The organism is Paracoccus sp. S4493 (assembly GCF_000967735.1).
In the GTDB taxonomy this organism is placed as follows: domain Bacteria; phylum Pseudomonadota; class Alphaproteobacteria; order Rhodobacterales; family Rhodobacteraceae; genus Paracoccus; species Paracoccus marcusii.
This window is the reverse complement of record NZ_JXYF01000004.1, coordinates 1-26,217: the sequence shown is the minus strand read 5'-3', so window position 1 is coordinate 26,217 and position 26,217 is coordinate 1. Positions and strand designations below refer to the sequence as shown.

At 69.8% G+C, this 26,217-nt stretch carries 26 protein-coding genes; 10 read left to right on the top strand and 16 right to left on the bottom strand.

All coding sequences use genetic code 11. The annotated features are described in order from the left end of the window. Positions 1 to 40: 40 nt before the first annotated feature. From TW83_RS01195 to TW83_RS01185, 3 genes are read right to left on the bottom strand one after another with little or no spacing between them, the layout of a single operon-like run. Positions 41 to 1,030 carry a P1 family peptidase gene (locus tag TW83_RS01195; protein WP_045980942.1) on the bottom strand — a complete coding sequence of 330 codons (990 nt, stop codon included), beginning with the start codon at positions 1,028 to 1,030 and terminating at the stop codon, positions 41 to 43. Continuing rightward, positions 1,027 to 2,685, bottom strand: a complete 1,659-nt coding sequence (locus TW83_RS01190) for a thiamine pyrophosphate-binding protein (RefSeq protein ID WP_045980941.1) — start codon at positions 2,683 to 2,685, stop codon at positions 1,027 to 1,029. Before TW83_RS01190 ends, TW83_RS01195 begins: the two co-directional genes overlap by 4 nt. A gap of 3 nt (positions 2,686 to 2,688) precedes the next feature. Continuing rightward, on the bottom strand, positions 2,689 to 3,126 hold the full coding sequence (locus TW83_RS01185) for an ion channel (RefSeq protein WP_045980940.1): 438 nt from the start codon (positions 3,124 to 3,126) through the stop codon (positions 2,689 to 2,691). Positions 3,127 to 3,217: 91 nt separating this feature from the next. Between TW83_RS01185 and smpB the strand changes: the two genes are divergently transcribed. The 3 genes from smpB to TW83_RS01170 all read left to right on the top strand — a co-directional run bounded on the left by smpB (position 3,218) and on the right by TW83_RS01170 (position 5,785). Beyond that, on the top strand, positions 3,218 to 3,691 hold the full coding sequence (gene smpB / locus TW83_RS01180) for an SsrA-binding protein SmpB (RefSeq protein WP_045980939.1): 474 nt from the start codon (positions 3,218 to 3,220) through the stop codon (positions 3,689 to 3,691). Positions 3,692 to 3,752: 61 nt separating this feature from the next. Further along, positions 3,753 to 4,604, top strand: coding sequence for a 3-mercaptopyruvate sulfurtransferase (gene sseA, locus TW83_RS01175; RefSeq protein WP_045980938.1), 852 nt, complete (start codon positions 3,753 to 3,755; stop codon positions 4,602 to 4,604). Further along, positions 4,604 to 5,785 carry an amino acid aminotransferase gene (locus TW83_RS01170; RefSeq protein WP_045980937.1) on the top strand — a complete coding sequence of 394 codons (1,182 nt, stop codon included), beginning with the start codon at positions 4,604 to 4,606 and terminating at the stop codon, positions 5,783 to 5,785. Before sseA ends, TW83_RS01170 begins: the two co-directional genes overlap by 1 nt. Before the next feature lie 18 nt (positions 5,786 to 5,803). On the opposite strand, the gene TW83_RS01165 is transcribed toward TW83_RS01170, so the two are convergent. The 3 genes from TW83_RS01165 to ubiA form a co-directional block, all read right to left on the bottom strand. After that, complete coding sequence (locus TW83_RS01165) at positions 5,804 to 6,133, bottom strand: hypothetical protein (RefSeq protein WP_045980936.1); 330 nt, start codon at positions 6,131 to 6,133, stop codon at positions 5,804 to 5,806. Beyond that, a complete protein-coding gene (locus TW83_RS01160; RefSeq protein ID WP_052714544.1) occupies positions 6,130 to 8,292 on the bottom strand; it encodes an OmpA family protein in 2,163 nt (720 codons plus the stop codon). Before TW83_RS01160 ends, TW83_RS01165 begins: the two co-directional genes overlap by 4 nt. Before the next feature lie 61 nt (positions 8,293 to 8,353). Next, positions 8,354 to 9,292, bottom strand: coding sequence for a 4-hydroxybenzoate octaprenyltransferase (gene ubiA, locus TW83_RS01155; protein WP_045980935.1), 939 nt, complete (start codon positions 9,290 to 9,292; stop codon positions 8,354 to 8,356). A gap of 15 nt (positions 9,293 to 9,307) precedes the next feature. Between ubiA and TW83_RS01150 the strand changes: the two genes are divergently transcribed. Both TW83_RS01150 and TW83_RS01145 read left to right on the top strand, forming a co-directional pair. Further along, a complete protein-coding gene (locus TW83_RS01150) occupies positions 9,308 to 10,027 on the top strand; it encodes a 16S rRNA (uracil(1498)-N(3))-methyltransferase (RefSeq protein ID WP_045981005.1) in 720 nt (239 codons plus the stop codon). A gap of 191 nt (positions 10,028 to 10,218) precedes the next feature. Then, positions 10,219 to 10,413 carry a DUF1127 domain-containing protein gene (locus TW83_RS01145; protein ID WP_042250734.1) on the top strand — a complete coding sequence of 65 codons (195 nt, stop codon included), beginning with the start codon at positions 10,219 to 10,221 and terminating at the stop codon, positions 10,411 to 10,413. 83 nt (positions 10,414 to 10,496) lie between these two features. Here TW83_RS01145 and TW83_RS01140 read toward each other — a convergent pair whose 3' ends face one another. From TW83_RS01140 to fsa, 5 genes are read right to left on the bottom strand one after another with little or no spacing between them, the layout of a single operon-like run. Continuing rightward, positions 10,497 to 11,366 carry a 50S ribosomal protein L11 methyltransferase gene (locus TW83_RS01140; RefSeq protein WP_045980934.1) on the bottom strand — a complete coding sequence of 290 codons (870 nt, stop codon included), beginning with the start codon at positions 11,364 to 11,366 and terminating at the stop codon, positions 10,497 to 10,499. Beyond that, positions 11,366 to 11,941: a peptide-methionine (S)-S-oxide reductase MsrA gene (gene msrA, locus TW83_RS01135; protein WP_084697183.1), complete on the bottom strand. Its 576-nt coding sequence runs from the start codon at positions 11,939 to 11,941 to the stop codon at positions 11,366 to 11,368. The genes TW83_RS01140 and msrA overlap by 1 nt, the downstream gene beginning before the upstream one ends. 51 nt (positions 11,942 to 11,992) lie before the next feature. Next, the gene (locus TW83_RS01130) at positions 11,993 to 12,904 is read right to left on the bottom strand and encodes a tyrosine recombinase XerC (RefSeq protein WP_045980933.1); all 912 of its coding nucleotides are present in this window, start codon (positions 12,902 to 12,904) and stop codon (positions 11,993 to 11,995) included. Continuing rightward, positions 12,901 to 13,581 carry a DUF484 family protein gene (locus TW83_RS01125; protein ID WP_045980932.1) on the bottom strand — a complete coding sequence of 227 codons (681 nt, stop codon included), beginning with the start codon at positions 13,579 to 13,581 and terminating at the stop codon, positions 12,901 to 12,903. Before TW83_RS01125 ends, TW83_RS01130 begins: the two co-directional genes overlap by 4 nt. 24 nt (positions 13,582 to 13,605) lie before the next feature. Continuing rightward, the gene (gene fsa / locus TW83_RS01120) at positions 13,606 to 14,259 is read right to left on the bottom strand and encodes a fructose-6-phosphate aldolase (RefSeq protein ID WP_045980931.1); all 654 of its coding nucleotides are present in this window, start codon (positions 14,257 to 14,259) and stop codon (positions 13,606 to 13,608) included. A 119-nt stretch (positions 14,260 to 14,378) separates the two neighbouring features. On the opposite strand from fsa, the gene TW83_RS01115 reads away from it, so the two are divergent. Then, the gene (locus tag TW83_RS01115; RefSeq protein ID WP_045981003.1) at positions 14,379 to 16,577 is read left to right on the top strand and encodes a primosomal protein N'; all 2,199 of its coding nucleotides are present in this window, start codon (positions 14,379 to 14,381) and stop codon (positions 16,575 to 16,577) included. Here TW83_RS01115 and TW83_RS01110 read toward each other — a convergent pair whose 3' ends face one another. The 3 genes from TW83_RS01110 to TW83_RS01100 form a co-directional block, all read right to left on the bottom strand. Beyond that, on the bottom strand, positions 16,578 to 17,510 hold the full coding sequence (locus tag TW83_RS01110) for a lytic transglycosylase domain-containing protein (protein ID WP_045981002.1): 933 nt from the start codon (positions 17,508 to 17,510) through the stop codon (positions 16,578 to 16,580). 49 nt (positions 17,511 to 17,559) lie between these two features. Then, positions 17,560 to 18,381, bottom strand: a complete 822-nt coding sequence (locus tag TW83_RS01105) for a hypothetical protein (RefSeq protein WP_052714543.1) — start codon at positions 18,379 to 18,381, stop codon at positions 17,560 to 17,562. Between the two features lie 129 nt (positions 18,382 to 18,510). Continuing rightward, on the bottom strand, positions 18,511 to 19,470 hold the full coding sequence (locus TW83_RS01100) for a L,D-transpeptidase (protein WP_071209457.1): 960 nt from the start codon (positions 19,468 to 19,470) through the stop codon (positions 18,511 to 18,513). A 402-nt stretch (positions 19,471 to 19,872) separates the two neighbouring features. Between TW83_RS01100 and TW83_RS01095 the strand changes: the two genes are divergently transcribed. Continuing rightward, positions 19,873 to 21,480 carry an MFS transporter gene (locus TW83_RS01095; RefSeq protein ID WP_255352764.1) on the top strand — a complete coding sequence of 536 codons (1,608 nt, stop codon included), beginning with the start codon at positions 19,873 to 19,875 and terminating at the stop codon, positions 21,478 to 21,480. A 76-nt stretch (positions 21,481 to 21,556) separates the two neighbouring features. Next, positions 21,557 to 22,246, top strand: a complete 690-nt coding sequence (locus tag TW83_RS01090; RefSeq protein ID WP_045980929.1) for a hypothetical protein — start codon at positions 21,557 to 21,559, stop codon at positions 22,244 to 22,246. A gap of 3 nt (positions 22,247 to 22,249) precedes the next feature. On the opposite strand, the gene TW83_RS01085 is transcribed toward TW83_RS01090, so the two are convergent. Beyond that, positions 22,250 to 23,908 carry an NAD+ synthase gene (locus TW83_RS01085; protein WP_045980928.1) on the bottom strand — a complete coding sequence of 553 codons (1,659 nt, stop codon included), beginning with the start codon at positions 23,906 to 23,908 and terminating at the stop codon, positions 22,250 to 22,252. Between the two features lie 124 nt (positions 23,909 to 24,032). On the opposite strand from TW83_RS01085, the gene TW83_RS01080 reads away from it, so the two are divergent. Beyond that, positions 24,033 to 25,475, top strand: a complete 1,443-nt coding sequence (locus TW83_RS01080; RefSeq protein ID WP_045980927.1) for a 2-isopropylmalate synthase — start codon at positions 24,033 to 24,035, stop codon at positions 25,473 to 25,475. Beyond that, a complete protein-coding gene (locus TW83_RS01075) occupies positions 25,472 to 25,921 on the top strand; it encodes a GNAT family N-acetyltransferase (RefSeq protein ID WP_045980926.1) in 450 nt (149 codons plus the stop codon). The genes TW83_RS01080 and TW83_RS01075 overlap by 4 nt, the downstream gene beginning before the upstream one ends. On the opposite strand, the gene TW83_RS01070 is transcribed toward TW83_RS01075, so the two are convergent. After that, positions 25,918 to 26,217 (bottom strand): YcjF family protein (locus TW83_RS01070; RefSeq protein ID WP_045980925.1); only part of this gene is annotated, 300 nt, incomplete at its 5' end. The genes TW83_RS01075 and TW83_RS01070 overlap by 4 nt on opposite strands.

Here is a 26,217-nt window from a genome sequence, read left to right as displayed (position 1 = left end):
GATCTCTCGGGGGCGGTGCGCTGGTCGCGCCGCCCTTTTTCTATCCGAACCGCTGTTGCCAGCTGGGTTGCAGGTCACCCGGCCGCGCCGCGGCGCTGTGCACGCCATGCGCCACGGCACGCGCCAGCACGCAGGCCGCCGCATGGCCCAGGACGAACGCATCGCCGACGGGGTCCGCCAGGGGCCGTGCGCCCGCGGACACCGCAAAGACCAGATCGCCGTCCAGCGGCGTGTGGCTGGGCACCAAGGCGCGGGCCAGGCCGTCATGCGCGCCGGTCGCCATGCGCTGCAGCCCGGCCTTGTCCAGCGCGGCATCGGTCGCGACGATGGCGATGGTCGTGGCCTCGCCAAGGCGCTTGGCCGGGGCGGGTTCATGGGCGGCGGAAAAGCGCGCGGGCAGGCCCATGCCGCCGAACTCGGCCTCCAGCTCCCACGGGGCTGCCCAGAAATGGCGGCTGTCGCCCACGGTCGCCTGCCCAAGCGCGTTCACCACGACCAGCGCGCCGACGGTGGCCCCACCCTGCAGCACCGCGGATGCCGACCCGACCCCGCCCTTCAGCGTGCCGGTCAGCGCACCGGTGCCCGCGCCCACCGATCCCATCGCGCAATCCACCCCCGCCGCGGTCCAAGCCGCGGCGCCAAGCGCGGGATAGGGATTGGCGTCCCATCCCTTGTCGCCGCCGTTCAACAGGTCGAACACGATCGCGCCCGGCACGATCGGCACCCGCGCCGGGCCCACGGCAAAGCCGCGCCCCGCCCGGTGCAGCGCCGCCATCACCCCGTCGCAGGCCGCAAGGCCGAAGGCCGACCCGCCGGCCAGCACCAGCGCATCGACCCCGCCCACCAGCTTGTCGGGCGCCAGCAGGTCGGTTTCCCGCGTCCCGGGCGCGCCGCCCATCACGTGGACACTGGCCGCAAAGGGCGCATCGCCGGTCAGCACGGTGACACCGGACCGCAGGGCGTCGTCCTGGGCGTGGCCCACGCGCAGCCCGGCCACGTCGGTGATCCGGTTGCGCGGGCCCCGGATCATGCCCGCGCCCTGAGCGCCGCGTCGCGCGTCTGGGTCAGGGTCGCGCCAGGGGTCAGCGCCTCGGGGTCCAGCCGCAATTCGATCACGGACACGCGGCCCGACAGGCGGGCGCGTTCAAAGGCGGGGGCGAAATCCTCGTCCCGCTCGACCAGCTCGCCATGGCCGCCATAGGCGCGGACCAGGTCGGGCAGGTCGGGATTGAACAGGTCGGTGCCCGACACGCGCCCCGGATAGTGGCGCTCCTGATGCATCCGGATCGTGCCATAGCGGCCGTTGTTGGCCACGATGACGATGGGCGTCGCGCCGTACTGGGCAGCGGTCGACAACTCGTTCACGGTCATCTGCAGGCAGCCGTCCCCCGCCAGGCAGACCACGGTCCGGTCGGGATGGGTCAGGCTGGCGGCGATGGCCGCGGGCAGGCCGTATCCCATCGACCCCGACGTGGGCGCCAGCTGCGTGCCGTGGCAGCGCCAGCGGTAATAGCGGTGCAGGAAGCTGGCATAGTTCCCCGCGCCGTTGGTGACGATCGCGTTGGCCGGCAGGTTCTGCGCCAGCCAGCCCACCACCTGTTCCAGCCGCAGCGCGCCGGGCGTGGGGCGCGGGGTCTGCCAGTCATCATAGGACGCGCGCAGCCGGGCCCGCCAATCGGACCAGCGCGTCGTGGGGGCGGGCAGGTCGGCCAGCGCGGCCACCACGCGGCGTGGATCGGCGACCAGGCCCGGATCGGCCCGCCACAGCGTGCCCAGCTGGTCGGGGTCGGGATGGACCATGATCACGCGGGCATGGGGACGCACCGGGTCCATCGCGCTGTAGCCCCCGGTCAGCGTGTCCCCCAAGCGCGAGCCAAGCGACAGGATCACGTCCGCCTCGCGCAGCGCCGCGGCCAGCGCGGAGTTCATGCCGACGCCCAGGTCGCCCACGTAATGGGGCAGACGGTTGTCCATGCGGTCCTGGCGGCGGAAGGGCACGGCCACAGGCAGATCCCAGGCGGCGGCAAAGCGGGCCAGGTCCTCGGCCGCGTCCTGCGACCACTGGCTGCCGCCAGCGACGACAAGCGGACGCCGTGCCGTCGCCAGGGCGTCGGCCACGGCCTCTACCGATTGCGGCGCGACATAAGACAGCGGGGCCGGGGCGGGGGCCAGGTCGGGAATGTCGGCCTGGGCGGACAGCATGTCCTCTGGCAGGGCCAGGACCACGGGACCGGGTCGGCCCGACATCGCCACGTGAAAGGCGCGGGCCGCGTATTCGGCGATGCGGTCGGTCGCGTCGATCTGGGCCACCCATTTCGCCAAGGGCGCGAACATGGCGCGGTAATCGACCTCCTGAAAGGCCTCGCGGTCCTGGTCGCCGCGCGCGATCTGGCCCACGAACAGGATCATGGGGGTGCTGTCCTGGCGGGCGACATGCACGCCGGCGCTGGCGTTCGTGGCCCCCGGTCCGCGGGTGACGAAGGCCACGCCGGGCCTGCCGGTCAGCTTGCCGGTGGCCTCGGCCATCATGGCCGCGCCGCCTTCGTGGCGGCAGACGATGTTGCGGATGCCGCTGTCCACCAGCCCGTCCAGGGCCGCCAGGAAGCTTTCGCCCGGAACCGAGAACACCCGCGTGACGCCGTTGGCGCGCAGCGCCTGCACCAAGATCTGACCGCCATGCCGCATCGGCTACCCTTCCGTGAATTCGATCTGGCGCACGCGGACATGGCGCAACGCCTCGACCATGAATGCCGTCATCAAGCCAAAGTGCAACAGCCCGTTGGCCGCCGCCAGCCCGCCCAGGATGCGCCAGTCCTGGGGCATCAGCACATCGCCATAGCCAAGCGTGGTGAAGGTGACCAAGGTGAAGTACATCGCCTCCTCGAAGGTGGCGAAGACGCCTATCTGGTGGAACGCCACCGCCCACAGCCAGACCGACGCCGTGACCATCGCCAGCACCGCCAGGCTGGTCGCGACGATCACCAAAGCCAGCTTGGGCCGATGGGGCGCACGGGCCAGCCAGCGGGCATTGCGTGAGAATGCCGTCTCCAGCGCCCAGATGGCCAAGGCGGCCATCAGCACGCTGATCACCATCAGCACCGATCCGAACGCAATCTGACCCAGCATGTCCCCCCCCCGCGACAGACCTAGCGCAGGGCACGGCCATCGCGCAACGCATGCCTTTACAGATGCACCCGCCGCGCCTATCTGACCTGCCATGGCCAAGGATGACGACAGCAAGAACTACAAGGTGATCGCCGAGAACCGGCGGGCCCGGTACGACTATGCCATCGAGAGCGATCTCGAGGTGGGGATCATGCTGACCGGATCCGAGGTCAAGTCCCTGCGCGTGGGCCAGTCGAACATCGCCGAAAGCTATGCCTCGGTCGAGGGCGGAGAGCTGTGGCTGATCAACGGCTATATCGCGGCCCTGTCGCGGGCCGGCGTCTTCGGCCACGAGGAGCGGCGCCGCCGCAAGCTGCTGGTGAAATCGCGCGAGCTGGCCCGCCTGTGGCAGGCCACCGCGCGCGAGGGCATGACGCTGGTTCCGCTGGTGATGTATTTCAACCACCGCGGCATCGTGAAGCTGAAGATCGCCGTCGCCAAGGGCAAGAAGAACCACGACAAGCGCGAAACCAGCGCCGCCCGCGACTGGAATCGTCAAAAGGCGCGCCTGCTGAAGCAGGGATAGGCCATTGCAGCCCTGGCCCCCGGCCTGTAGATCGGGGCGGCACAAGCCAAGGGGGACGGCGATGGACGATCCGAAGACACTGGTCTCGACCGACTGGCTGGCGGCGCATCTGTCAGATCCCGACCTGCGCATCATCGACGCCAGCTGGCACATGCCCGCCACGGGCCGCGACGCACGGGCCGAATACGACGCGGGCCACATCCCTGCCGCGCGCTTCTTCGACATCGACGCGATCAGCGACAAGCGCTCCGCCCTGCCGCACATGGCCCCCCCGCCCGAGATGTTCATCAGCCGCCTGCGCGCGATGGGCGTGGGCGACGGGCATCAGGTGGTCATCTATGACAATTCCGACGTGCGCAGCGCCTTTCGCGTCTGGTGGACCTTCCGCCTGATGGGCAAATCCGACGTGGCCGTGCTGGATGGCGGCCTGCCTAAGTGGCGCGCCGAGGGCCGCCCGACCGAGGACATGCCCCCCGTCATGCGCGACCGCCACATCACCGTCCAGCGCCAGGCGGGCCTGGTGCGCGACGTGACCCAGGTCGCCGCGGCCAGCAAGCTGGGCGACCCGCAGATCGTCGATGCGCGCAGCCCCAAGCGGTTCCGCGGCGAGGTGCCCGAGCCGCGCCCCGGCCTGCGCGCCGGCCACATCCCCGGTTCGCGCAACCTGCCCTTCGGGCGCCTGTTCAACGCCGACGGCACGATGATCGACCCCGGCGCGATCCGCGTGGCCTTTGCCGAGGCGGGCATCGACCTGTCCAAGCCGGTCATCACTACCTGCGGCAGCGGCGTGACGGCGGCGGTGCTGTCCTTCGCGCTGGAGCGAGCGGGCCATCGCGACCATTCGCTTTACGACGGCAGCTGGACCGAATGGGGCAGCTTCGCCGACCTGAACATCGCAACCGGAGACGCCTGATGCTGACCGACTTGAAAGCCCAAAGCCCCGACAAGATCCTGATGCTGATCGAGGAGTTCAAGGCCGACACCCGACAGGGCAAGATCGACCTGGGCGTGGGCGTCTACAAGGACCCGCAGGGCGTCACCCCGGTCATGCGCGCCGTGAAGGCCGCCGAACAGCGCATCTGGGAGAGCCAGACCACCAAGGCCTATACCGGACTGGCGGGCGAACCCGACTATCGCAACGCGCTGGCCACGATGGTGCTGGGCGATCTGCCCGCCGACCGTCTGGCCTCGGTCGCCTCCGTGGGCGGCACGGGTGCCATCCGTCAGGCGCTGGAACTGGCGCGGCTGGCTAATCCGGGTGTGCGGGTCTTCGTGTCGAATCCGACATGGCCGAACCACCTGTCGATCATGGCCTTCATGGGCCTGCCCTATACCGAATACCGCTATTTCGACGCGGAAACCCGCGGCGTCGATTTCGACGGCATGAAGGCGGACATCGCGCAGGCAGGCAAGGGCGATGTGGTCCTGCTGCACGGCTGCTGCCACAACCCGACCGGGGCGAACCTGACCCTGGAGCAATGGTCCGAGGTCGTGGCGATCCTGCAGAAATCGGGCGCGATCCCGCTGATCGACCTGGCCTATCAGGGCTTTGGTGACGGGCTGGACGCGGATGCCGAGGCCACGCGCCTTGTCGCCCGCAGCCTGCCCGAGGTGCTGATCGCGGCGTCGTGTTCCAAGAACTTCGGCATCTACCGGGAACGCACCGGCATCCTGATCGCGCTGGCCGACACCACCAAGGGCCGCGACCTGGCGCAGGGGTCGATGGCCTTCCTGAACCGCCAGAACTTCTCGTTCCCGCCGGACCATGGCGCGCGCATTGTCAGCACCATCCTGATAAACGACGCGCTGCGCGCCGATTGGGCGGCGGAACTGGAGGAGGTCCGCAACACGATGCTGGGCCTGCGCGACCAGCTGGCGGCCGAACTGCGCGATCTGTCGGGCAGCGACCGGTTCGACTTTATCCGCCATCACCGCGGCATGTTCTCGCGCCTTGGCGCGACGCCCGAACAGGTGCAGCGCCTGAAGACCGATGCGGCCATCTACATGGTGGGCGATTCGCGCCTGAACATCGCGGGTCTGAACCGCGACACGGTGCCGGTCCTGGCCCGCGCCATCATCGACGCCGGCATCTGATCCGGGCGGGCTGGCGCGTCAGCGACGCGCCAGTGCCTGCTCGATGTAGTCGCGCAGGTCCTCGACCTCGTTGCGGCTGTCGCGCAGGCCGTCCATCGCATCGCGCAATTCGGCCTGCGTGCCCGCCAAGCGGGTGGTCAGCGCCGCCTCGCGTTCGGCCAGGGCGGCCACGGCCTCGTCGCGCTCTTCCTCGACCTCGTGCAGCTGCTGGGCCATGCGGTCCAGCTCGGACATGTCGGCACGGGCAGGGCGGGCGACGCGATGGACCAGCCAGCTGGCGATCCAGCCCAGCACGAAGGCCCCGAACAGAATCAGGGCGGTCACGGCTATGAATTCGGATCTGTTCATTCGTCTGTCGCTTCGTCTTGCGCGCCTGCCTGCTCTGCGACGCTGTCGGGACGCGGGCCGGGGCGGGGGGTGTCGTCATCGGGCGTCAGCACGGGCACCCTAAGGTTTTCCTCGCGTTCGTCCAGCGTCTGGAACTGTTCCGCGACGCCCACGGTCATCGGCACCATCCCGGACGCGGCACGGCTGTGGGGCAGTTGCGGGCCCTGCATCTGCGCCGCCTGGTCGGGCAGCTGCGGCCCCTGCATCGGCGGCAGGCGCGGGCCTTGGGTCAGATCCTCGGCGGGGTCCGGGTCGACCTCGGCGCCGGTGACGCCGGCGATGGTGACCGGGGCGGGGATGGTGTCGGCATCCAGAGGGTGCGGCGACAGCAGGCGGAACTCGATCCGGCGGTTGATCTCGCGGCCTTCCTCGGTCTGGTTGGTGGCGACGGGGCGGCTTTCGCCATAGCCGCGGGCCGACATGTTCGCCACGCTGATCCCGGCATCGGCCATCGCCGAGACGATGGCCTGCGCGCGCGATCGCGACAGTTCGGCGTTGAACGCCTCCGAACCCTGAGAGTCGGTATGGCCGCCGGCCTCGATCTGAAAATCGCTGCAATCGGCCATGGCGCGGACGAACCGCTCCATCGTCGGCCCCGGATCGCCGGCGATCGACGAGCGGCTGGGCTCAAAGCCGATCTCGCTCTCGGACATGATGATGTTCAGACGCGCGACGCATTCCTCTCCGTCGGGCAGGCCCAGGGCCTCGTCCATGCGGCGGTCATAGCTGATCGCCAGGCGATAGCGCGCGCCCGGGCCAAGCCGTTCCGACAGCAGCGCCGCGGCCCGGTCGCTGGCGCGCGGATCGCCCGACACGCCCGTCAGCTCGATCATGTCGGGGGTCACGCGGACCTGGCCCGCGTGCAGCGCGCCCATCGCCTCCAGTCCCGCGATCACGCGGACGGTCCAGCCGCCGGGAACCGACGGATCGGTCCGCAGACCGCTTTGCGCCACGTCAAAGCGTGACCGCGCAAAGCTGTCCACGGCCTGCTGCATCTGCGCATCCGCGATGCGTCCGCGCATCGACAGGCTGCCCGAGGGCGGCAACGTGGCCTGGAATTCGATGGGCGCGGCCTGGGCGGCCGCCTTTTCATGCTGGGCCTGCAGCCGATAGGTTGGGGGCAGCGCCTGTTCCAGGCGGCCGGCGACCTGGTCGAACCGCTGGCGCGTCACCGATGCAGGCACCACCAGCGCCACGTCCGCATCCGACAGCGTCACCTGGCCCTGGCCCAGTTGCCCCACGGCGGCGATGGCGGCGGCGGCGGCCTCGGCCCAATCGTCGGATGGGGCGCCCAGGCCCAGGGTGCAGGTCGGCACCCTCTGCATGCCGGCATCGCGGGCCGCCTGCACGATCCGGTCGCGCCCCGCATCGTCGCTGGCCGCGCAGGCGTCGAAGCGGCCGCCGTCATCATCCATCACGAACCGCAGCGTGAAGGGCGCGATCACCGGACGCGGCGCGGTGATCTGCAGGTCCAGCGCGACCTGCGGCGGTGCGGCCCGGCGCAGCGCCTGTTCCAGCCGGCCCTGATCCTCGCGGTCGGCGGCCAACGCCGCCACCTGCACCTGTCCCGGCGCGATCGAGATCTTGGCCTGAGCGGTCATCTGGGCGGCCTGCAGGCCGAAGCGCAGCGCCTCGGTCCAGCCGTCGGGGACGGGGTGGTCCGCGGCCTCCAGCAGGTCGGTCACCTGCTGGCCCGCCGGGCGCAGTCCACGCAGGATCGCGTCGCGGTCGGTGGCGGCAGGAACCAGCCCGATCAGCGACAGGCCCTGTTCGCCCTTCAGCAGCTCGACCTTGAAATCGGGGGGCGTCATCGCCTCGACCGAGGCGACGGTCATCTCGTCCAGGATGCGCGTGGCGTCGACGGCGGTGCCGGCCTGGGTCACCGCACGGAACCGCTCGACCTCGGACGGGGCGGTGCCGGTCAGGCGGACGCGCAGCCCGTCGGTCGCCACCTGCGCCCAGTCATGGCCCGCGGCCTGCAGGGCCTGCGTCACATCGCGCGCGGCGCGATCCTCGACGAAGGTCGCTGCGGCCTCGGCCCCCATCCAGGACAATCCGCCCGCGCCGGCCAACACGATGATGGTGGCCAGGGATGTCGAAAGGCGGCGGCGTCGGGCCATCGGAAAAACCTTGTGCTGTTGCAAGCTTGCAACGTCTAGCGACAGGGGGGCGGTGGCGCAATCATGCCAGCCCCGCAATGGCAAGAAACAGCGCAAGAATCAGCCCAGCATCGCGGTTCGACCGGAACAGACGCAGGCAGACAGCGCCCTGATCCGGCTGGAAATTCCGCAGCTGCCACGTCAGGTGCAGCCCCAGGGCCAGCACACCGGCCCAGCCCATCAACAGATTGCGACCCGTCAGCGCGACGGCCACGGCCAGAACCGCCACCGTCACCAGCGCAAAACCCGCCAGAATCGCGGGGCTGCGGTCACCGAACAGCCGGGCGGTGGATTTCACCCCGATCAGCGCGTCGTCATCGGCATCCTGATGGGCATAGATGGTGTCATAGAAGATCGTCCAGGCGATCGCGCCCAGCCAGGCCACCACCGGCGCCGGATCGACCCGGCCCATATGCGCGGCATAGGCCAGCATGACGCCCCAGTTGAAGGCAAAGCCCAGGAACAACTGCGGCCACCAGGTGAAACGCTTGGCAAAGGGATAGATCGCCACCAGCGCCAGCGACGCGACCCCCATCCACACCGCCGCCCGGCCCAGCGTCAGCAGGATCACCAGTCCGACCAGCCCCTGCGCCCCCAGCCACAGATAGGCGCCGCGCAGGCTGACCTGCCCCGAGGGCAGGGGCCGCGACCGGGTCCGCGCCACCTGCGCATCGATGTCGCGGTCGGTGATGTCGTTCCAGGTGCAGCCCGCGCCGCGCATGACGAAGGCGCCGATGGCGCAGGCCAGCGCGATCCACAGATCGAAAAGCCGCGGCCCGTCCGCCATCATCGCAAGCCCGATCCCCCACCAGCAGGGCAGCATCAGCAGCCATGTCCCGATGGGCCGGTCCGCCCGGCTAAGCCGCAGCCAGGGCCGCGTGCGCACCGGCGCAAAGCGGTCCACCCAGTTGTCCGGGGGCGCGTCAAAGACGGCGTCTGGCCTTTCTGTCCGGCTTTGCATAGCGTCGCGCCCATCATGGCTAAGATCAGACTGTTCATAGATCACCCGTTGGTTGCAGGACAACCCGTTCCCGTGGACGGCGCGCAGGCGCATTACCTGTCGGGCGTCATGCGCCTGCGGCAGGGCGACGCGGTGTCGGTCTTCAACGGGCGCGACGGCGAATGGCAGGCGACCCTGCTGGATGCCGGCAAGCGCGGCGGCAGCCTGTCGGTGGTCGCGCAGACCTCGATCCAGCAGGACCCGCCGGACCTGTGGCTGATCTTCGCGCCCATCAAGAAGGCCCGCACCGACTTCATCGTCGAGAAGGCGGCCGAGATGGGCGCGGCGCGCATCATGCCCGTGCAGACCGACCACACCAATTCCGACCGCATCCGCCAGGACCGCCTGCAGGCGCACGCGATCGAGGCCGCGGAACAATGCGGCGGCACCTTCGTGCCCCCGGTGGCCGACCTGGCCCCGCTGTCGCGCGTGCTGGACGGGTGGGACCCGGCGCGGCGCATCCTGTGGGCGGACGAATCCCGCGCCGGGCCAGCCGCGACGCTGGCGGGGCTGCCGCAGGGCCCCTGGGCCATCCTGATCGGCCCCGAGGGCGGGTTTTCCGCCACCGAACGCGCGCGGCTGGCGCGCCTGCCCTTCGTCACGCCGGTCAGCCTGGGGCCGCGAATCCTGCGCGCCGATACGGCGGCGGTGGCCGCGCTGGCGCTGTGGCAATCGGCCCTGGGCGACTGGCGTTAACCAACAGGCAGACGAAGGGGTTCGATTTGCGTCCCTTCGTGACCTTTTTGCGACAGAAACACGCCAACCTGTTGCGAAAAGCGCATAGCGGGGTTGCCGGTTTTGCGGCTACCGTTCGCGGGCTGCCGAAACTATCTCCTGTCTATCCGAAATGTGCCCGCTGACCGGGCAAAGTGAAAACAGGTGAACTGATGTCGACGATCGAAACGAACCGCAGCGTGGCTGTCGGAGGCGTGGGCAACGTCGTGGCGCAAATCACGTCGCTGATCGCGTCCTGGCGGGAAACCCGCATGACGCGTCGCGAACTGGGCCGCCTGTCGGACCGCGAGCTGGACGATATCGGTCTGTGCCGCGGCGACATCGAGCGGGTTGCGCGCGGCTTCTAAGGCTTGCTGCCAGCATTGACGAACGAACCCCCGAAAGCGGAATGCTCGCGGGGGTTTTTTCATGTCCTGATGGTGGCGCAGGGTCAGCCCCGGATCATCACCAGCGTGGTCCAGTCGCCCATGTCGTCGCGCCGGTCGGGGGCAAAGCCCACGGCCTGATACGCGGCGGTGACCTCATCCGCCTGGGTGGTCAGGATGCCCGACATCACGATGCGGCCGTCCTTGGCGACATGGCGCGCCATGTCGGGCGCCAGATCGATGAGCGGCTGCTTGAGGATGTTGGCCAGCACCAGGTCATAGGGTGCCGCACGTTCCAGCATCGGGTGGTCGAACCCCGCCGCCTCGACGCATTCCACGCGACCGTCCAGGCCATTGGCGATCACGTTGGCGGCGGCGGTGTCGACGGCGACCGGGTCGATGTCGCTGGCCAGGACCGTGACGTGCCACAGCCGTGCCGCGGCCATCGCCAAGACCGCCGTGCCGCAGCCGATATCGGCGATGCGCGTCGCCTTGAACCCGTCGGAGGCCAGGCGGTCCAGCGCCTCGAGGCAGCCCTTGGTGGTGTTGTGATGCCCGGTGCCGAAGGCCATCGCGGCCTCGATCCACAGCGCCTCGACACCTTCGGGGATCTGGTCGACATCGTGGCTGCCATGCACGAAGAACCGGCCCGCGCGGACGGGGGTCAGTTCGCGTTTGACATGGGCAACCCAATCGACATCGGGCAGTTCGGACACCGCAAAGGGCTGCGCGCCATAGGCGGCGGCCAGGATCGCCAGCGCGATCTCGTCAGGGGCTTCGGTGAAATAGGCGCCCACCTCCCACCGTTCGCTGCCGTCCTCGATCTCGAAGACGCCGGTGCCGACGGGTTCGGGGGTCAGGTCCTCGCAGGCAAGCGCCAGGTCTTCGGCGGCTTCGCGGCCGGGCAGGTGGGTCAGCGCGGTATAGGTGGCCATCAGATCGGATCCGGGTTGGGAATGCTGGCCTGTACGCCGGTACCCTTCAGGCCGCAATAACCGTCGGGGTTCTTTTCCAGATATTGCTGATGCGCCTCGTGCGCGGGCCAGAAGGGGCCGGCGGGGACGATCTGCGTGGTGATCTTGTCCATGCCCTGCACGGCCAGACGGTTGTCATAGTCGATCTTGGACGCCTCGGCCGCCGATTCCTGCAGGTCGGTGAAGGTCATGATCAGGCTGCGATACTGGTTGCCCACGTCGTTGCCCTGCCGGTCCCCCTGCGTGGGGTCGTGGTTTTCCCAGAACAGCTGCAGCAGGTGATCATAGCTGATCAGCGAGCTGTCATAGATCACGCGCACGACCTCGGCATGGCCGGTGTCGCCGCGCTTGACCTGATCATAGGTGGGGTTCTGGACGTCGCCACCGGCAAAGCCGACCTCGGTCAGCCAGACGCCATTCTGTTTCCAGAACAACCGCTCCACCCCCCAATAGCAGCCCATGCCGAAGATCGCCTGGTCATAGCCGGCGGGCGGGGTGGCCCCCAGGGGGCGGTGAAAGATGGCGTGATCGGTCATCGGGGCCTCGTTGGTGGATGATGGGGCAAACGCCTGCGGGCGCGCCGGGGTTCAACCGCGCGGGTGCGCGGCGCGATAGACGGCCATCAGCCGCGCGTCGTCCACCCCGGTATAGACCTGGGTGGTCGACAGGCTGGCATGGCCCAAAAGTTCCTGGATCGTGCGCAGATCGCCGCCCGCGGACAGAAGATGCGTGGCAAAGCTGTGGCGCAGGGCATGGGGCGTCGCGCTGGCCGGCAGGCCGATGGCCGCGCGGGCCTGGCGCATCGCGCCCTCGACCGCGCTGGCGGTCAGGCGGCCGCCGCGGATGCCGCGAAACAGCGGCGCGTCGGTGCGGTGCCCCCAGGGGCACAGGCGCAGATAGGCCGCGATCGCGTCGCGGGCCACCGGCAGGACCGGCACCTGCCGTTCGCGCCCGCCCTTGCCGCGGATGATCAGCCCTTCCGGAAAGGGCCAGTCCGTACCCTCCAGCGCCAGCGCCTCGGAGATGCGCAGCCCCGATCCCCACAGCAGGGTCAGCACCGCCAGGTCGCGCGCGCCCACCCAGGGGGTCGCGTGATCGGCCACGCGGTCCAGCGTGTCCTGGGCCTGCAGGGGGGTCAGCGGCCGTGGCAGGCTGCGGCTGTATTTCGGGCTGCGGGTCGACAGGGCGGCGGACAGGTCCAGCCCCTCGCGGTCCGAGATCCAGCGCAGGAACGACCGCACCCCGGACATGCGTCGCGCCAGCGACCGCGCGCCCAGACCCCGGCCGCGTTCGGACGCCGCGAATGCGCGCATGTCGGCCTGGCGCAGGCGGGCCAGGGCCGCGGGGGGGACGGGTTCGCCCCAATGGGCCGCGATGAACTGCAGGAACGCGACCAGATCGGCGCGGTATGCGGTCACCGTATGGTCGGACCGGTCGCGGGCCGCGGCCTCGGTCTCCAGCCAGCGGTTCAGGGCGTCGGCCGTGGCCGGGGCCATCATCCGGGCAACCGCGCCAGCAGGGCCATGCGGAACACCTGGCCGAAGAACCGCAGCAGGTCGGTGCCATGCGCGGGCATGAACCGCGTCGGATCGCTGCTGCCCATCAGCAGCACCGTGCGCGGCCGCGCCGGACCCAGGTCCAGGGGCAGCAACGCCTCGGACGCGATGGTGCGGCCATGCAGGGGGCGGGTCACCACCAGGGCCGCGCGCAACACGATGTCGTCGCCACGCGGCGCCCGTCGCCCGGCGGTCAGGATGCGGTCGATGGTGCCGTGCGGGACCGCCACCGCATCGCGCGGCAGGTCCAGGGCGGGATCGTCCTCGACCACAAGGCGCAGCGTCTCGATGCGCAGCAGGGGGGCGATGTCGGTCTGCAGGGCGGCGATGAAGTCGGCCAGGTCGGCCGTCTCCAAGAGGCCCAGGACGGCACGGTGGATCACCGCCATGCCGGACTGGTTGTCATAGGCGGCGGCGATCACGCTTTCATGCGTGGATTCCAGACGGTCCAGCCGGGTCTCCAGCGCCTGCATCGCGCGGCCGCGGATGTCGATGACGTTGTCGCCGACCTCGGCCTCGCGTGCGGCGACCAGGGCCCGCATCAGGTCCCGGTCGGCCAGGATCGCGCCCGGATCGGCCAGCAGCCGGTCGCGGGTTTCAGGGTCCAGCGCGTCGGTCATGCGGGTCTCTCCGGGGGGCGCGGATCAGAGGATCTTCTGGCCGGTCTGGGCCCAGTCCGCGTTGAACTGCGCCAGACCCTTGTCGGTCAAGATGTGGTTCGCCATCGACTTGATGACCGAGGGCGGCGCGGTGATCACGTCGGCGCCGATCTTGGCCGCGTCCACGATGTGGTTCACCGTGCGGATCGATGCCGCCAGGATCTCGGTCTCGTAGCCGTAGTTGTCATAGATCTCGCGGATGTCGGCGATCAGGTCCATGCCGTCCAGATGGATGTCGTCCAGGCGCCCGATGAACGGGCTGATGAAGGTCGCACCTGCCTTGGCGGCCAGGATCGCCTGGGCCGGGCTGAAGCACAGCGTGACGTTCAGCTTGTGGCCCTCGTCCGACAGCACGCGGCAGGCCTTCAGGCCGTCCCAGGTCAGCGGCACCTTGATGCAGACGTTCGGCGCGATCTTGGCCAGGTGGCGGCCTTCGGCGATCATGTCGCCGGCCTTCTCGGCCACGACCTCGGCACTGACGGGACCCTCGACCATGGCGCAGATCTCGGCCGTGACCTCGGCGATGGCACGGCCCGACTTCAGGATCAGCGACGGGTTGGTGGTGACGCCATCGACCATGCCCAGGTCGTTCAGCTCCTTGATCGCGGCGATATCGGCGGTGTCGACAAAGAATTTCATGGCGCGTCTCCTCAGGGTGCGTTTGTCTGGGTGATACTGCAGATGGGGGCGGGCGGGAAGGGGCACAACCCATGCGGGGGCTTGCAACCGGCGCGCGGCCCCGTCTTTATCGCGCCATCATGACCCCGCCAGAATTCTTCCCCCCCCGCGCCCGCATCGCGGTGCTGACCGCCGAGACGGTCGGCGTGCTGGACTATCTGGCGCCCGACGAGGGCGTGCGCCAGGGACAGCTGGTGCTGGTGCCCCTGGGGCCGCGCCGGGTGCTTGGGCTGGTCTGGGGGCCGGGCAAGGGCGATTTCGACCTGGCCAAGCTGCGCGCCGTCGCCCGCGTGCTGGACGCACAGCCCTTCGACGCGCGGTTCCTGGATTTCCTGACACGGGCGGCGGAATACACGCTGACGCCGCTGCCGCTGATGCTGCGCATGGCCACCCGCGCGCCCGACATCGACCAGCCGCCCGCCGCGCGGCGGATCATCGTGCCGGGCACCGGCCAGCCCGGCCGCGCGACCGAGGCGCGGACCCGCGTGCTGCAGGTCATGGCCGATCACGGCGGGGCCAGTTTCGCGGCCTCGGAACTGGCGCAGCTGGCGGCGGTCGGCACCTCGGTGGTCAAGGGCCTGGTCGCCAGCGGTGCCCTGGCCGAGATCGAGGCACCGCGCGATCTGCCCTATCCCGCGCTGGACCCCACGCGGCCGGGCAAACCCCTGGCCCCCGATCAGCAGGCGGCGTCCGACACGCTGCGCGGCGCGATCCGGGCGGGCGGTTACGGCACCACGCTGCTGCGCGGGGTCACCGGGTCGGGCAAGACCGAGGTGTATCTGGAGGCCGTGGCCGAATGCCTGGCGCAGGGGCGGCAAGCACTGGTCCTGTTGCCGGAAATCGCGTTGTCGGCCGAATTTCTGGACCGGGTCGAGGCGCGGTTCGGCGCGCGGCCCGGCGAATGGCACAGCGGCATCACCCGCACCGAACGCCGCCGGCTGTGGCACATGGCCGGGCGCGGTCAGGTCGGGCTGGTCGTGGGCGCGCGTTCGGCGCTGTTCCTGCCCTTTGCCGATCTGGGCCTGATCGTCGTCGATGAGGAGCATGACGGCAGCTACAAGCAGGAGGACGTCGTCTATTACAGCGCCCGCGACATGGCGGTGCTGCGCGCCTCCATCAACCGCGCGCAGGTGGTGCTGGCCTCGGCCACGCCGTCTTTGGAAAGCTGGGTGAACGCCGCGACCGGGAAATACGCACGCCTGGACCTGCGATCCCGCTATGGCGAGGCCGAGCTGCCGCAGATGGCCGCCATCGACCTGCGCGCCGAGGCGATGGAGCAGGGGCGCTGGATCTCTCCGACGCTGGCGCAGGCGGTGACCGACCGGCTGGCCAAGGGTGAGCAATCCCTGATCTTCCTGAACCGGCGCGGGTTTGCGCCGGTCACCGTCTGCCGCGCCTGCGGGGAGCAGATCGGCTGTCATCAATGCGATGCGCGGATGGTCGAGCACCGGTTCCAGAACCGCCTGGTCTGCCACCAATGCGGAGAGACGCGCCCCATCCCCACCGCCTGTCCCAGCTGCGGGGTCGAGGGCAAGCTGGCCCCCATCGGCCCCGGCGTCGAACGCATCGCCGAGGAGGTCGCGGCACGGTTCCCCGACGCCAAGGCCACCGTGCTGTCGTCGGACCTGTTCCATTCCGCCCGCGCGCTCAAGGAGACGATCGCCCAGATATCGGAAGGCGATACCGACATCATCATCGGCACGCAGATCGTGGCCAAGGGACACAATTTTCCGCGTCTGACGCTGGTCGGCGTGGTCGATGCCGATCTGGGCCTGCAGGGGGCCGATCTGCGCGCGGCGGAGCGCAGCTTTCAGCTGATGCGCCAGGTGGCCGGGCGGGCCGGGCGGCAGTCGGGGGCGGCGCCGGGGGTTGCGCTTCTGCAGACGCACCAGCCCGACCATGCGGTGATCCGCGCCATCCTGTCGGGCCAGGACGAGACGTTCTGGGATGCCGAGGCCGCGGGCCGTCAGGCGGCGGGCATGCCGCCCTTTGGCCGGCTGGCGGGGATCATCCTGTCCCATCCGGACCTGGGCACGGTTGCCGATTTCGCGCGCCATCTGGCCGGTCTGGCCACCCCCCTGGCCGAGGTCGGGGCCGAACTGTGGGGGCCGGCGCCTGCGCCCATCGCGCGGGTGCGGGGACGCCACCGCATGCGCATGCTGATCCGCGCGCCGCGTCAGGCGCCGCTGCAGGCGGCGATCGCCGATTGGCTGGCGGGGGTCAAGCTGCCCTCGAACATGCGCCTGTCCGTGGACATCGACCCACAAAGCTTTCTGTGATCAGTTCTTCAGCACGATGCAGCGCCCGCCAAGCGACTTGAACCGGTTGCAGAACCGCGTGGCCTCGTCGCGCGACGAATAGCCGACCTGCGCGGTGAAGACGGCGCGCGGCATGCTGTTCAGCCGCTTGCGGACATAGCCCACCCGCGCCCCGTCGGTCAGGATCGGACGCAGGGTGCGGTTCAGCCGCGCGACCTGCTGGGCCGCGCCCGCCTGGCTGGGATGGCTGGCCACGACCACGCCCCAGGGCATCGCCGGGGGCTGGGTGTTGAACTCGCGCAGCGACCGGTCGCCGGCCATCCGTTCGCAGGCCGGGCGAAAGGCCTGGTCGTCGGCCAAGGCCAGCTTGACCTCCTGCTGGGGCGGGGGGTTGTCGCGCCAGCGATGCGCGCTGAACCCGGTGATCGATTCGACATAGTCGACCGTCTCATAGGGCAGGGTCGTGGCCTGCGCGATGAACCGCGCCGCGCGGTTCTCTCCGCCGTTATAGGCGACGGCGGCCAGGCCGATATTGCCGAACCGGTCGCGCAGCTGGCCCAGATACCACGCGGCCTTGGAAATGGCCTGGGCCGGGTTGAACGGATCGTCCAGCCAATACAGATCGGCCGTGCCCGGCATGAACTGCGCGATGCCAAGCGCGCCCGCCGGGCTGACGGCAGAAGGTTCGAACCGGCTCTCCTTCCACAGCAGGCGCGCCAGGAAGGCCGGGTCGAGGCCGTGATCGGCGGCATTGCGTTCGATCAGCTTGCAGACATCCGCGGCATAGCTGTCGCGCGCGATGCAGTCGCGCCCGTCATCGCTGCAGCGCAGGTCTTCGGACGTGCGGGGCGGGGGCAGGCCCTGGGCGGCGTCGATGGCGGGGCGCGCGGACAGGGGCGCGGCCACGCAGCACAGCGCCACGACGGCGGCACCAAGATGTCTGAAAAGGGTCATCATCGCGACGGGCCGTTCATCTGCCCGCGCCCGGTGCGCGGGCGGACGATCACTTGGACTTCTTCGACTTGGATTTCTTGGCGGGCTTGGTGTCGACCGACTTCGCCTTTGCGGGCTTGTCCTTGGCGGGCTTGGCGCTTTTGCGCGCGGCCTTGGCCTCGGGGGTCTCGGCCTGACGTTCGGCCTTGCGCGCGGCGCGGCGCGCGGTCTTGGCGGCCTCCTTCTCGGCGGCCTTGGCGGCTTTAGCCTCGGCCTTCTGGGCCTGCTTGGCGGCTTGGCGCTCCGCCTTGCGGGCGGCCTTGGCGGCTTCCTTCTCGACGGCCTTGGCGGCATCCTTCTGGGCCTTGCGGGCCGCCTGCTTGGCGGATTTCTGCGCCTTGTCGTCGCCTGCAGTCGCGGTGGTCGCGGGCTCTGCCACGGCGTCGGCCGGGGCGGGCGCGGCCTTTGCACCGCGCTTGGGAATGCGGTGCGGTTCGGTCCGCAGGTCCGTCTTGCGCGTCTCGGCGGACTTGCGGTCGGCGGGGGTGCGCGGCACGGTCGCCTGCTTGCGCTTGGCGGTCGCGGGCTTGGCACCGGCAGGTTTGGCCGCCGCCTTGGCCGCCGCCGGCGCGGCGGAGGGGGTGCCGGGCGCGGCAAGGCGGCGCTTGCGGCGTTCCATGTCGGTCCGGCGCAGGGCCGCGCGCAGCATCTCGGCCGGGGCCGGGTCGCCCTCGGCGGTCGTCGCCTCGGCGCGGGCGGCGCGCAGCGCGTCGATCAGCGTCAGCAACGCCGCATCGTCCAGCGCCCCAAGCGCGGGATGGCGGCTCTGTTCGGCCAGCGTCAGTTGATCGGGGTTGAGCAGTTCCTGTTCGCGCTTGGCATAATTCGGCATTCGCGGGACCCTTGGCGGACGGATGATGTGTTCGGCAGGACTGTGCGCAGGAATCGGCGCATTTGCAATTGGAAAGGGCCCCGGTCGCAACCGGAGCCCCCTGATCTTTTCGCAGGCGTGGCCGCCCCGTTACCGCGAGGGCACGGCGCTTTCGACCGGCGAGACGAAGCCCGCATCGGTGGCGAACGGATCGCTGACCAGCGACGGCTGGACCGAGGTCGCGGCCGGAACCGCCGTCATTGCGGCATAGGGATCGGTGAACCCCGTCGGCACGGCAGATTCGACCGGTGCGGATGCGACCATCGCGGTTTGCATCGGCGCGGATGCGACCTGCGCGGTCACGGCCGGGTCGGCCGTCGGTTGCACCGCGGCGGCGGGCACGACATAGCCTTCGGGCGTTTCCTGCATCGGGCCTTCCATCGCGACGCTTTCGGCCTGCGAACGGACGATCACCTCGGTTCCCGTGGGGATCTGTTCGAACAGGTCGATGACGTCCTGGTTGAACATCCGGATGCAGCCCGCCGACGTGGCCTTGCCGATGGACGAGGGGTCCAGCGTGCCGTGGATGCGGTAATAGGTGTCGACGCTGCCCTGGTACAGGTACAGCGCGCGCGACCCCAGGGGGTTCTGCATGCCGCCGGGCAGGCCGCCCGCGAACTGGCCGTAAAGCTGGGGTTCGGTCCGCAGCATGTTGTCGGTCGGGCGCCAGCTGGGCCAGGCCGCCTTGCGCGCGATCGTGGCGCGACCTTCGAAGGTCAGGCCCGCGCGCCCCACCGCCACGCCGTACCGCATCGCCTGGCCGCCGGGCTGCACGTGATAGAGGACGCGCGCATAGGGGTCGACGACGATGGTGCCGGGGGCCTCGGTGCCGTTATAGGACACCAGCTGGCGGGTGTTGCGGTCGTTCAGATAGGCAGCGCGGACGGCTGCGATAGGAATCGGCTCTCCGTCCGGGCCGCGGTCGGTGCGGGCCTTGTAGATCTCGGGGATCTCGACCGGCTGCTGGGCGGTGGGGGTCGTGGTCTCTTGCGAGGGACCGCAGGCCGCCAGCCCCAGGGCCAGCGCCGCGAAAAGGGAAGCGAGGCGCATCGTTGCTTGTTCCTTGTTCATCGTCGGTCGCGCCGGCAGAGGCGGTTCCGAGGCAGCATCTGTTCTGTTGCGCCGCAAGGCGGGCGCGATTCGCATGTTCTTCCATGAGGCCGCCCGCCGATCCGCGTCAACCCCGAGCCACCCTCGACGGGGTCCGTGCCGCGTCTGCGCCCGATCTCTGTGGCGCTACGGCGTCAGGTGGATCACCTTTATGCGCCTAATGAACAACTTGGCGTGTCTTCGGGTTTCATGTGCAGGCGAAAACTTTGCGGCGATCGGGCGGGCGCCGGCGTTGCGGGTTCGCGGGTGCCCGCCTAGGCTGACCGCGATGCCCGCCGCTGGAAAGGCCGATCCGTGACCCCTTCGACAGACCCCACCACCGTCCCCGCCCGGACCGGCGCGCTGGCGCCGCTGGGCTATCGCGACTTTCGCCTGCTGTGGAGCGCGACGCTGGTGTCGAATTTCGGCGGCCTGGTGCAGGCCGTGGGCGCGGCCTGGCTGATGACCCAGCTGACCGACAGCGCCACGCTTATCGCGCTGGTGCAGGCCTCGAACACGCTGCCGATCATGCTGCTGGCGATCGGGGCGGGGGCGCTGGCCGACATCTTTGACCGCAAGACGCTGCTGATGGGCGCGCTCATCTTCATGGCGGTGGTGTCGCTGGCCCTGGCCGCGGTAGCCTGGACGGGGGGGCTGACGCCGTGGCTGCTGCTGGGCTTCACCTTCCTGCTTGGGGCGGGGCAGGCGGTCTATAACCCGCCCTGGCAGGCCAGCATGGGCGATCTGGTCGACCGGAAGGACCTGCCCGCGGCGGTCAGCCTGAACTCCGTGGGCTTCAACCTGATGCGCAGCGTGGGGCCCGCGGCGGGCGGCCTGATCGTGGCCACGCTGGGCGCGTCGGCTGCCTTTGCGGTCAATGCCATCAGCTATCTGCCGCTGCTGGGGGCGATGTCGCAATGGAAGCCCAAGCTGGCGCCGCGCGTCACCACGCCAGAGCCGTTCATGGCCGCGATGGGGGCGGGCCTGCGCTATGTCGCGCTGTCGCCCAACCTGCTGCGGGTGATGTCGCGCGGCGCGCTGTTCGGCTTTGCCGCCATCGCCGTGCTGGCGCTGCTGCCGCTGGTCGCCAAAAGCCACCCCGAGGGGGGGTCGCTGCTGTTTGGCGGCCTGCTGGGATGCTATGGCGTCGGCGCGATCGGCGGGGCGCTGCTGAACCCCCGCATCCGCGCCCGGCTGAACAACGAGAACGTCGTGCGCATGGCCTTTGCGGGCTTTGCGGTCTCGGCCTTGGTCCTGGGCCAGACGCAGTCGGTCTGGCTGCACGCGGCGGCGATGCTGCCTGCGGGGGCGTCCTGGGTGCTGGCGCTGTCGCTGTTCAACGTGACGGTGCAGCTGTCCACGCCGCGCTGGGTCGTGGCCCGCGCGCTGGCGCTTTACCAGATGGCGACCTTCGGCGGCATGGCGGCGGGCGCCTGGATCTGGGGCATGGTGGCGGGCACGCAGGGCCTGGATGCGGCGCTGACGGCCGCCGGGGGTGTGCTGCTGCTGGGGGCTGCCATCGGGTTCTGGCTGCGGGCGCCCGAATTCGGGGCGGTCGATCTGGATCCGGTGAACCGCTTCCGCGAGCCCGCGCTGATGCTGGACCTGCGGGGGCGGTCGGGGCCGATCATGGTGATGGTCGATTACCGCATCGACCAAGCCGATGTGCCGGAATTCCTGCGCCTGATGCAGCGGCGGCGCAACATCCGCAGGCGGGACGGGGCGCGCAACTGGTCGCTGCTGCGCGATCTGGAACATCCCGACCAGTGGAGCGAAAGCTATCACATCGCGACCTGGGACGAATATGTCCGCCACAACCTGCGCCGCACCAAGTCGGATGCCGAGGTCGCAGTGGCCCTGCGCGCGCTGCACAAAGGCGACACCGACCCGTTGGTCCACCGCATGATCGAGCGCCACACCGTCGGTCCCCAGGACGACGTTCCCCTGGTAGGCAAGATCGAGATCCCCTGACGGATCGTTTCCCTCTCGCCCGCACGCGCGGGTTGTGCCAGATCTGGTGCGACCCGTGGCATGAAAGGGCCGGCCGATGATCAGACTTGTCCTGTTCCTGGCGCTGATGCTGCCCGCCGCGGTGCAGGCCGGGCCCTGGCCGCGCGAGGCCGGGCGGACCTTCCTGTCGCTGTCGGGGGAACGCAATCGCGCGGGCAGCAGCTATGCCTCGGCCTATGCCGAATACGGGCTGACGCCGCGCACCACGCTGGGGATGGAGCTGGGCCGCGCCGACCAGGCGGAGACCAGTGCCGTCCTGTGGCTGCAACGCGCGCTGGACGACGGTCAGGGGCCAAACCGCTTTGCGATGCAATCGGGCGCGGGGGTGATCCGGCGGAACGACCTTACCCTGCCGGTGGTCCAGGGCGCGCTGTCCTGGGGGCGCGGTTTCGACCGGGGCTGGATCACCGCGCAGGTGCTGGCCAAGATGACCGGCAGCGCGCCGGACCCGCGCGCGCCCATGCGCCCGTCCTTTGCCGCCAGCTTCCTGACCGCCGAACGGGTGATCAAGACCGACGTGACCCTGGGCCTGCGTCCGCGCGACGGGCTGATGGTCATCAACAGCCTGTGGCTGGAGCACCCCCAGGACGAGGAATATTCCGCCCGTCTGATGTCGTCGCTGGTCTTCGACGTGCCCGGCCCGGTCAAGGTGGAACTGGGCATGGTCAATCCCCTGTCCGGCCCGTCCGAACAGGCCGTCCGGCTGGGCACCTGGCTGGAGTTCTGAAATCTACAGCCGGTCGCGCCAGCGGTTCACCAGCGGATAGCGGCGGTCCAGCCAGAAGGCGCGGGTCGAGATGCGTGGCCCCGGTGCGGCCTGATACCGCTTCCATTCGCTGACATAGAGCAGCTTTTCCACCTGCCGCACCGTGTCCGCATCGAACCCCCGCGCGACCAGGTCGGCCAGCGACAGATCCTGTTCCACCAGCCCGTCCAGGATCGCGTCCAGTACCTCATAGGGCGGCAGGCTGTCGTCGTCGCGCTGATCGGGGCGCAGTTCGGCCGACGGCGGCTTGGTGATGATCCGCTGGGGGATCACCTCTCCGGGCGCGCCCATCATCCAGTCGCGATGGTTGGCATTCCGCCAGCGGCAGGTTTCGAACACCCGCGTCTTGTAGAGGTCCTTGATCGGGTTATAGCCGCCCGCCATGTCGCCATAGATGGTGGCATAGCCCACCGCGACCTCGGACTTGTTGCCGGTGGTCAGCAGCATCTCGTTGAACTTGTTGGACAGCGCCATCAGCATCACGCCGCGCAGGCGGGACTGGATGTTCTCCTCGGTGATGTCGGGCTGGGTGCCCTCCATCAGATGCGCCAGCGCATCCCCCACCGCGTCGCGCGCCCCGTCGATGCGCACGGTGTCCAGCCGCGCGCCAAGCCGCGTCGCGCAATCGGCCGCATCCTCAAGGCTGGCCTGGGAGGTGTATTCCGACGGCAGCATCACGCAGCGCACGTTTTCCGGCCCGATCGCGTCGCAGGCGATGGTGGCGACCAGGGCGCTGTCGATGCCCCCCGACATGCCCAGCAGCACCTTGCGGAACCCCGACTTGCGCAGATAGTCGCGCAGGCCCAGCATCATCGCATGGTAATCCTGTTCCCACGCGTCGGGCTGGGGCGCCATCACGCCCGGTTCGGCGCGCCAGCCGTCTGGGCCATGGGTGAAATCGACATGCACCACCGCCTCCTGGAAGGCGGGCAGCTGCACGACCTTGTGGCCGCCGGGGTTCAGAACGAAGCTCGCCCCGTCATAGATCTGGTCGTCCTGGCCGCCGACCATGTTCACATAGACCAGGGGCAGGCCCGTCTCGACCACGCGGCCGACCATATGGCCCATGCGCAGGTCCAGCTTGTCGCGGTGATAGGGGCTGCCGTTCGGCACGACCAGGATCTCGGCCCCGGTCTCGGCCAGCGTCTCGGCCACGTCCGGGTACCAGCTGTCCTCGCAGATCGGGCTGCCGATGCGGGCCGCGCCAACCGGATAGGGGCCGCTGATCGGGCCGCTGTCGAACAGGCGCAATTCGTCGAACAGCTGCTTGTAGGGCAGGTGATGCTTCAGCACGCGCGCCACCAGCGCCCCGTCCCGGAACACCCACCACGCGTTGTAAAGACGGTCGCCGTCGCGCCACGGCCCGCCGATGCCGATGGCGGGGCCGCCCGTCAGCGACGTGCCAAGGGCCATGATCGCATCCTCGGCCTGGGCGGTGAAGGCGGGCTTCAGCACCAGGTCCTGGGTCTGGTATCCGGTGATGAACATCTCTGGCAGGGCCAGCATGTCGGCGCCTGCATCGCGCGCCTGTTCCCAGGCATCGCGCGCGCGGGCGGCATTGCCGTCCAGGTCGCCCACGGTGGCGTTCAGCTGCCCGATGGTCAGGCGGAAACGGTCGGTCATCACGGGCACCCCGGTTGTGTGGCCCCTTGGATAGAGGATCGCCCGGCCAAGGAAAAGTCGGCCTTTGCGCATGGGTGCCTTCCGGGGTAAACCTGCGGCAAAACACCGTAAGGGGCGACAGGCGATGAAAGCGGCAATCGGAACGGCCTTGGCATTGGCGATCTGGGCAGGCCCTGCGGCCGCTCAGGTCATCACCAAGCAGTACGACGATGGCGGCGTCTACGAAGGCACCTTCCGCAACGGGCTGCAGCACGGCCAGGGCAGCTATGTCCTGCCCAACGGCTATCGCTACGAGGGGGACTGGGTCGAGGGCCAGATCATGGGCCAGGGCCGCGCCGCGTTTCCCAACGGGTCCGTCTATGAGGGCCAGTTCACGGGCGGCAAGCCGCATGCCCAGGGCAAGATCACCTATGCCGACGGCGGCACCTACGAAGGCGCCTGGGCCGAGGGAGAGATCACCGGGCAGGGCGTCGCCCGCTATGCCAACGGGTCCGTCTACGAGGGCCAGTTCGTCAGCGGCCTGCATCAGGGGCAGGGCGTGCTGACCCAGGCCAACGGCTATCGCTACGAGGGCGACTGGAACGCCGGCGTCAAGGAGGGGCAGGGCAAGATCACCTATCCCGACGGCGCCACCTACGAGGGCGCGATGCTGGCCGGCCAGCGCGCGGGACAGGGCAAGCTGGTGATGTCGGACGGGCTGACCTACGAAGGGGTCTGGGCAGCGGGTCAGATGTCCGGGTCGGGGGTTCTGGTCCAGCCGACGGGCGACCGGTACGAGGGCCAGATGCAGGGCGGGCGTCGGCAGGGCAAGGGTGTCGCGACCTATGCCAACGGCGACGTCTATGACGGCGATTTCGCCGATGACCGCCGCCACGGCCAAGGCACGTTCACCGGCGCGGACGGCTATGTCTATGTCGGCGAATGGTCCGAAGGCCGCATGGAGGGCCGCGGCCAGATCACCTATCCCGACGGGTCCGTCTATCTGGGCCAGATGCGCGCCGACCGGCCCGACGGCACCGGCAAGATCACCTATGCCGACGGCTCGACCTACGAGGGCCAGTGGTCCGAGGGCGTGATCGAGGGCGAGGGCAAGGCCAGCTATGCCAACGGCATGGTCTATGAGGGGGGCTTTCGCAACGCGCGCAACGACGGGCAGGGGCGCATGTCCTATCCCGACGGCTATGTCTATTCCGGTGCCTGGAAGGACGGCCAGCGCCACGGCGAGGGGCAGGCCACCTATCCCGACGGCACGGTCTATACCGGCAGCTTCGTGGACGGGCTGCGCGAGGGCCAGGGTCGCCTGACCACGCCCGACGGGTTCATCTATGAAGGCGGCTGGAAGGCGGGAGAGATCGACGGCACCGGCGTCGCGACCTATGGCAACGGCGACCGGTACGAGGGCACCTTTGCCGCGGGCAAGCGCCAGGGGCAGGGCGTCATGCGCTATGCCACCGGCCAGATCGCGTCGGGCGAATGGCAGGACAATCGCCTGATCGAGGCCGACCAGGGATCGACCGACATGGCCCCCACCGAAGACGCGCCCGACCTGCCGGCCGAGGCCCCGTGACCGCGTTCCGCCGCGCCACCGCGGCCGACCTGCCCGCGATCCTTGCCCTGCTGGCCGACGATCAGTTGGGCGCCGGGCGAGAGGACCCGGCGGATGCCGCCCGGTATCGTGCGGCCTTCGACCTGATCGACGCCGATCCGGCACAGATGCTGGCCGTGGCGCAGGACGGGGACCGGGTGGTCGGCACCCTGCAACTGACCTTCATCCCGGGGCTGGCGCGCGGCGGCGCGCTGCGTGGCCAGATCGAGGCGGTGCGTGTCGTCCGCAGCCATCGCGGCGCGGGCCTGGGCCGGGCGATGATGGACTGGGCCATCGCGGAATGCCGGGCACGGGGCTGCGCGTTGGTGCAGCTGACGACGGACCGGTCGCGCACGGATGCGCACCGGTTCTATGACGGGCTGGGGTTCGTCCCGTCACATGTCGGATACAAGCTGGCGCTGGACTAGCGGGCGTCATCGTTCGAAAACAGGCCGGTCAGCGCGCGGCTGACCAGGTTTCCGACCTTGGGCCGGGGCTGGGACAGGAACGGCAGCGGACGGCAGACCTCCATCGCGGCGATGCCCACGCGGGCGGTCAGCGCGCCGTTCACCAAACCTTCGCCGAAACGGCGCGACAGCTTGGCCAGGATGCCGCCCCCCGCCATCGTGTGGATCAGGTCGTCCCCGGCCGCCACCGCGCCGGTGGCGATCAGATGCGTCATCACCGTCCGCGCCAGGCGCCAGCCGCCGACGGCACCGGCGCG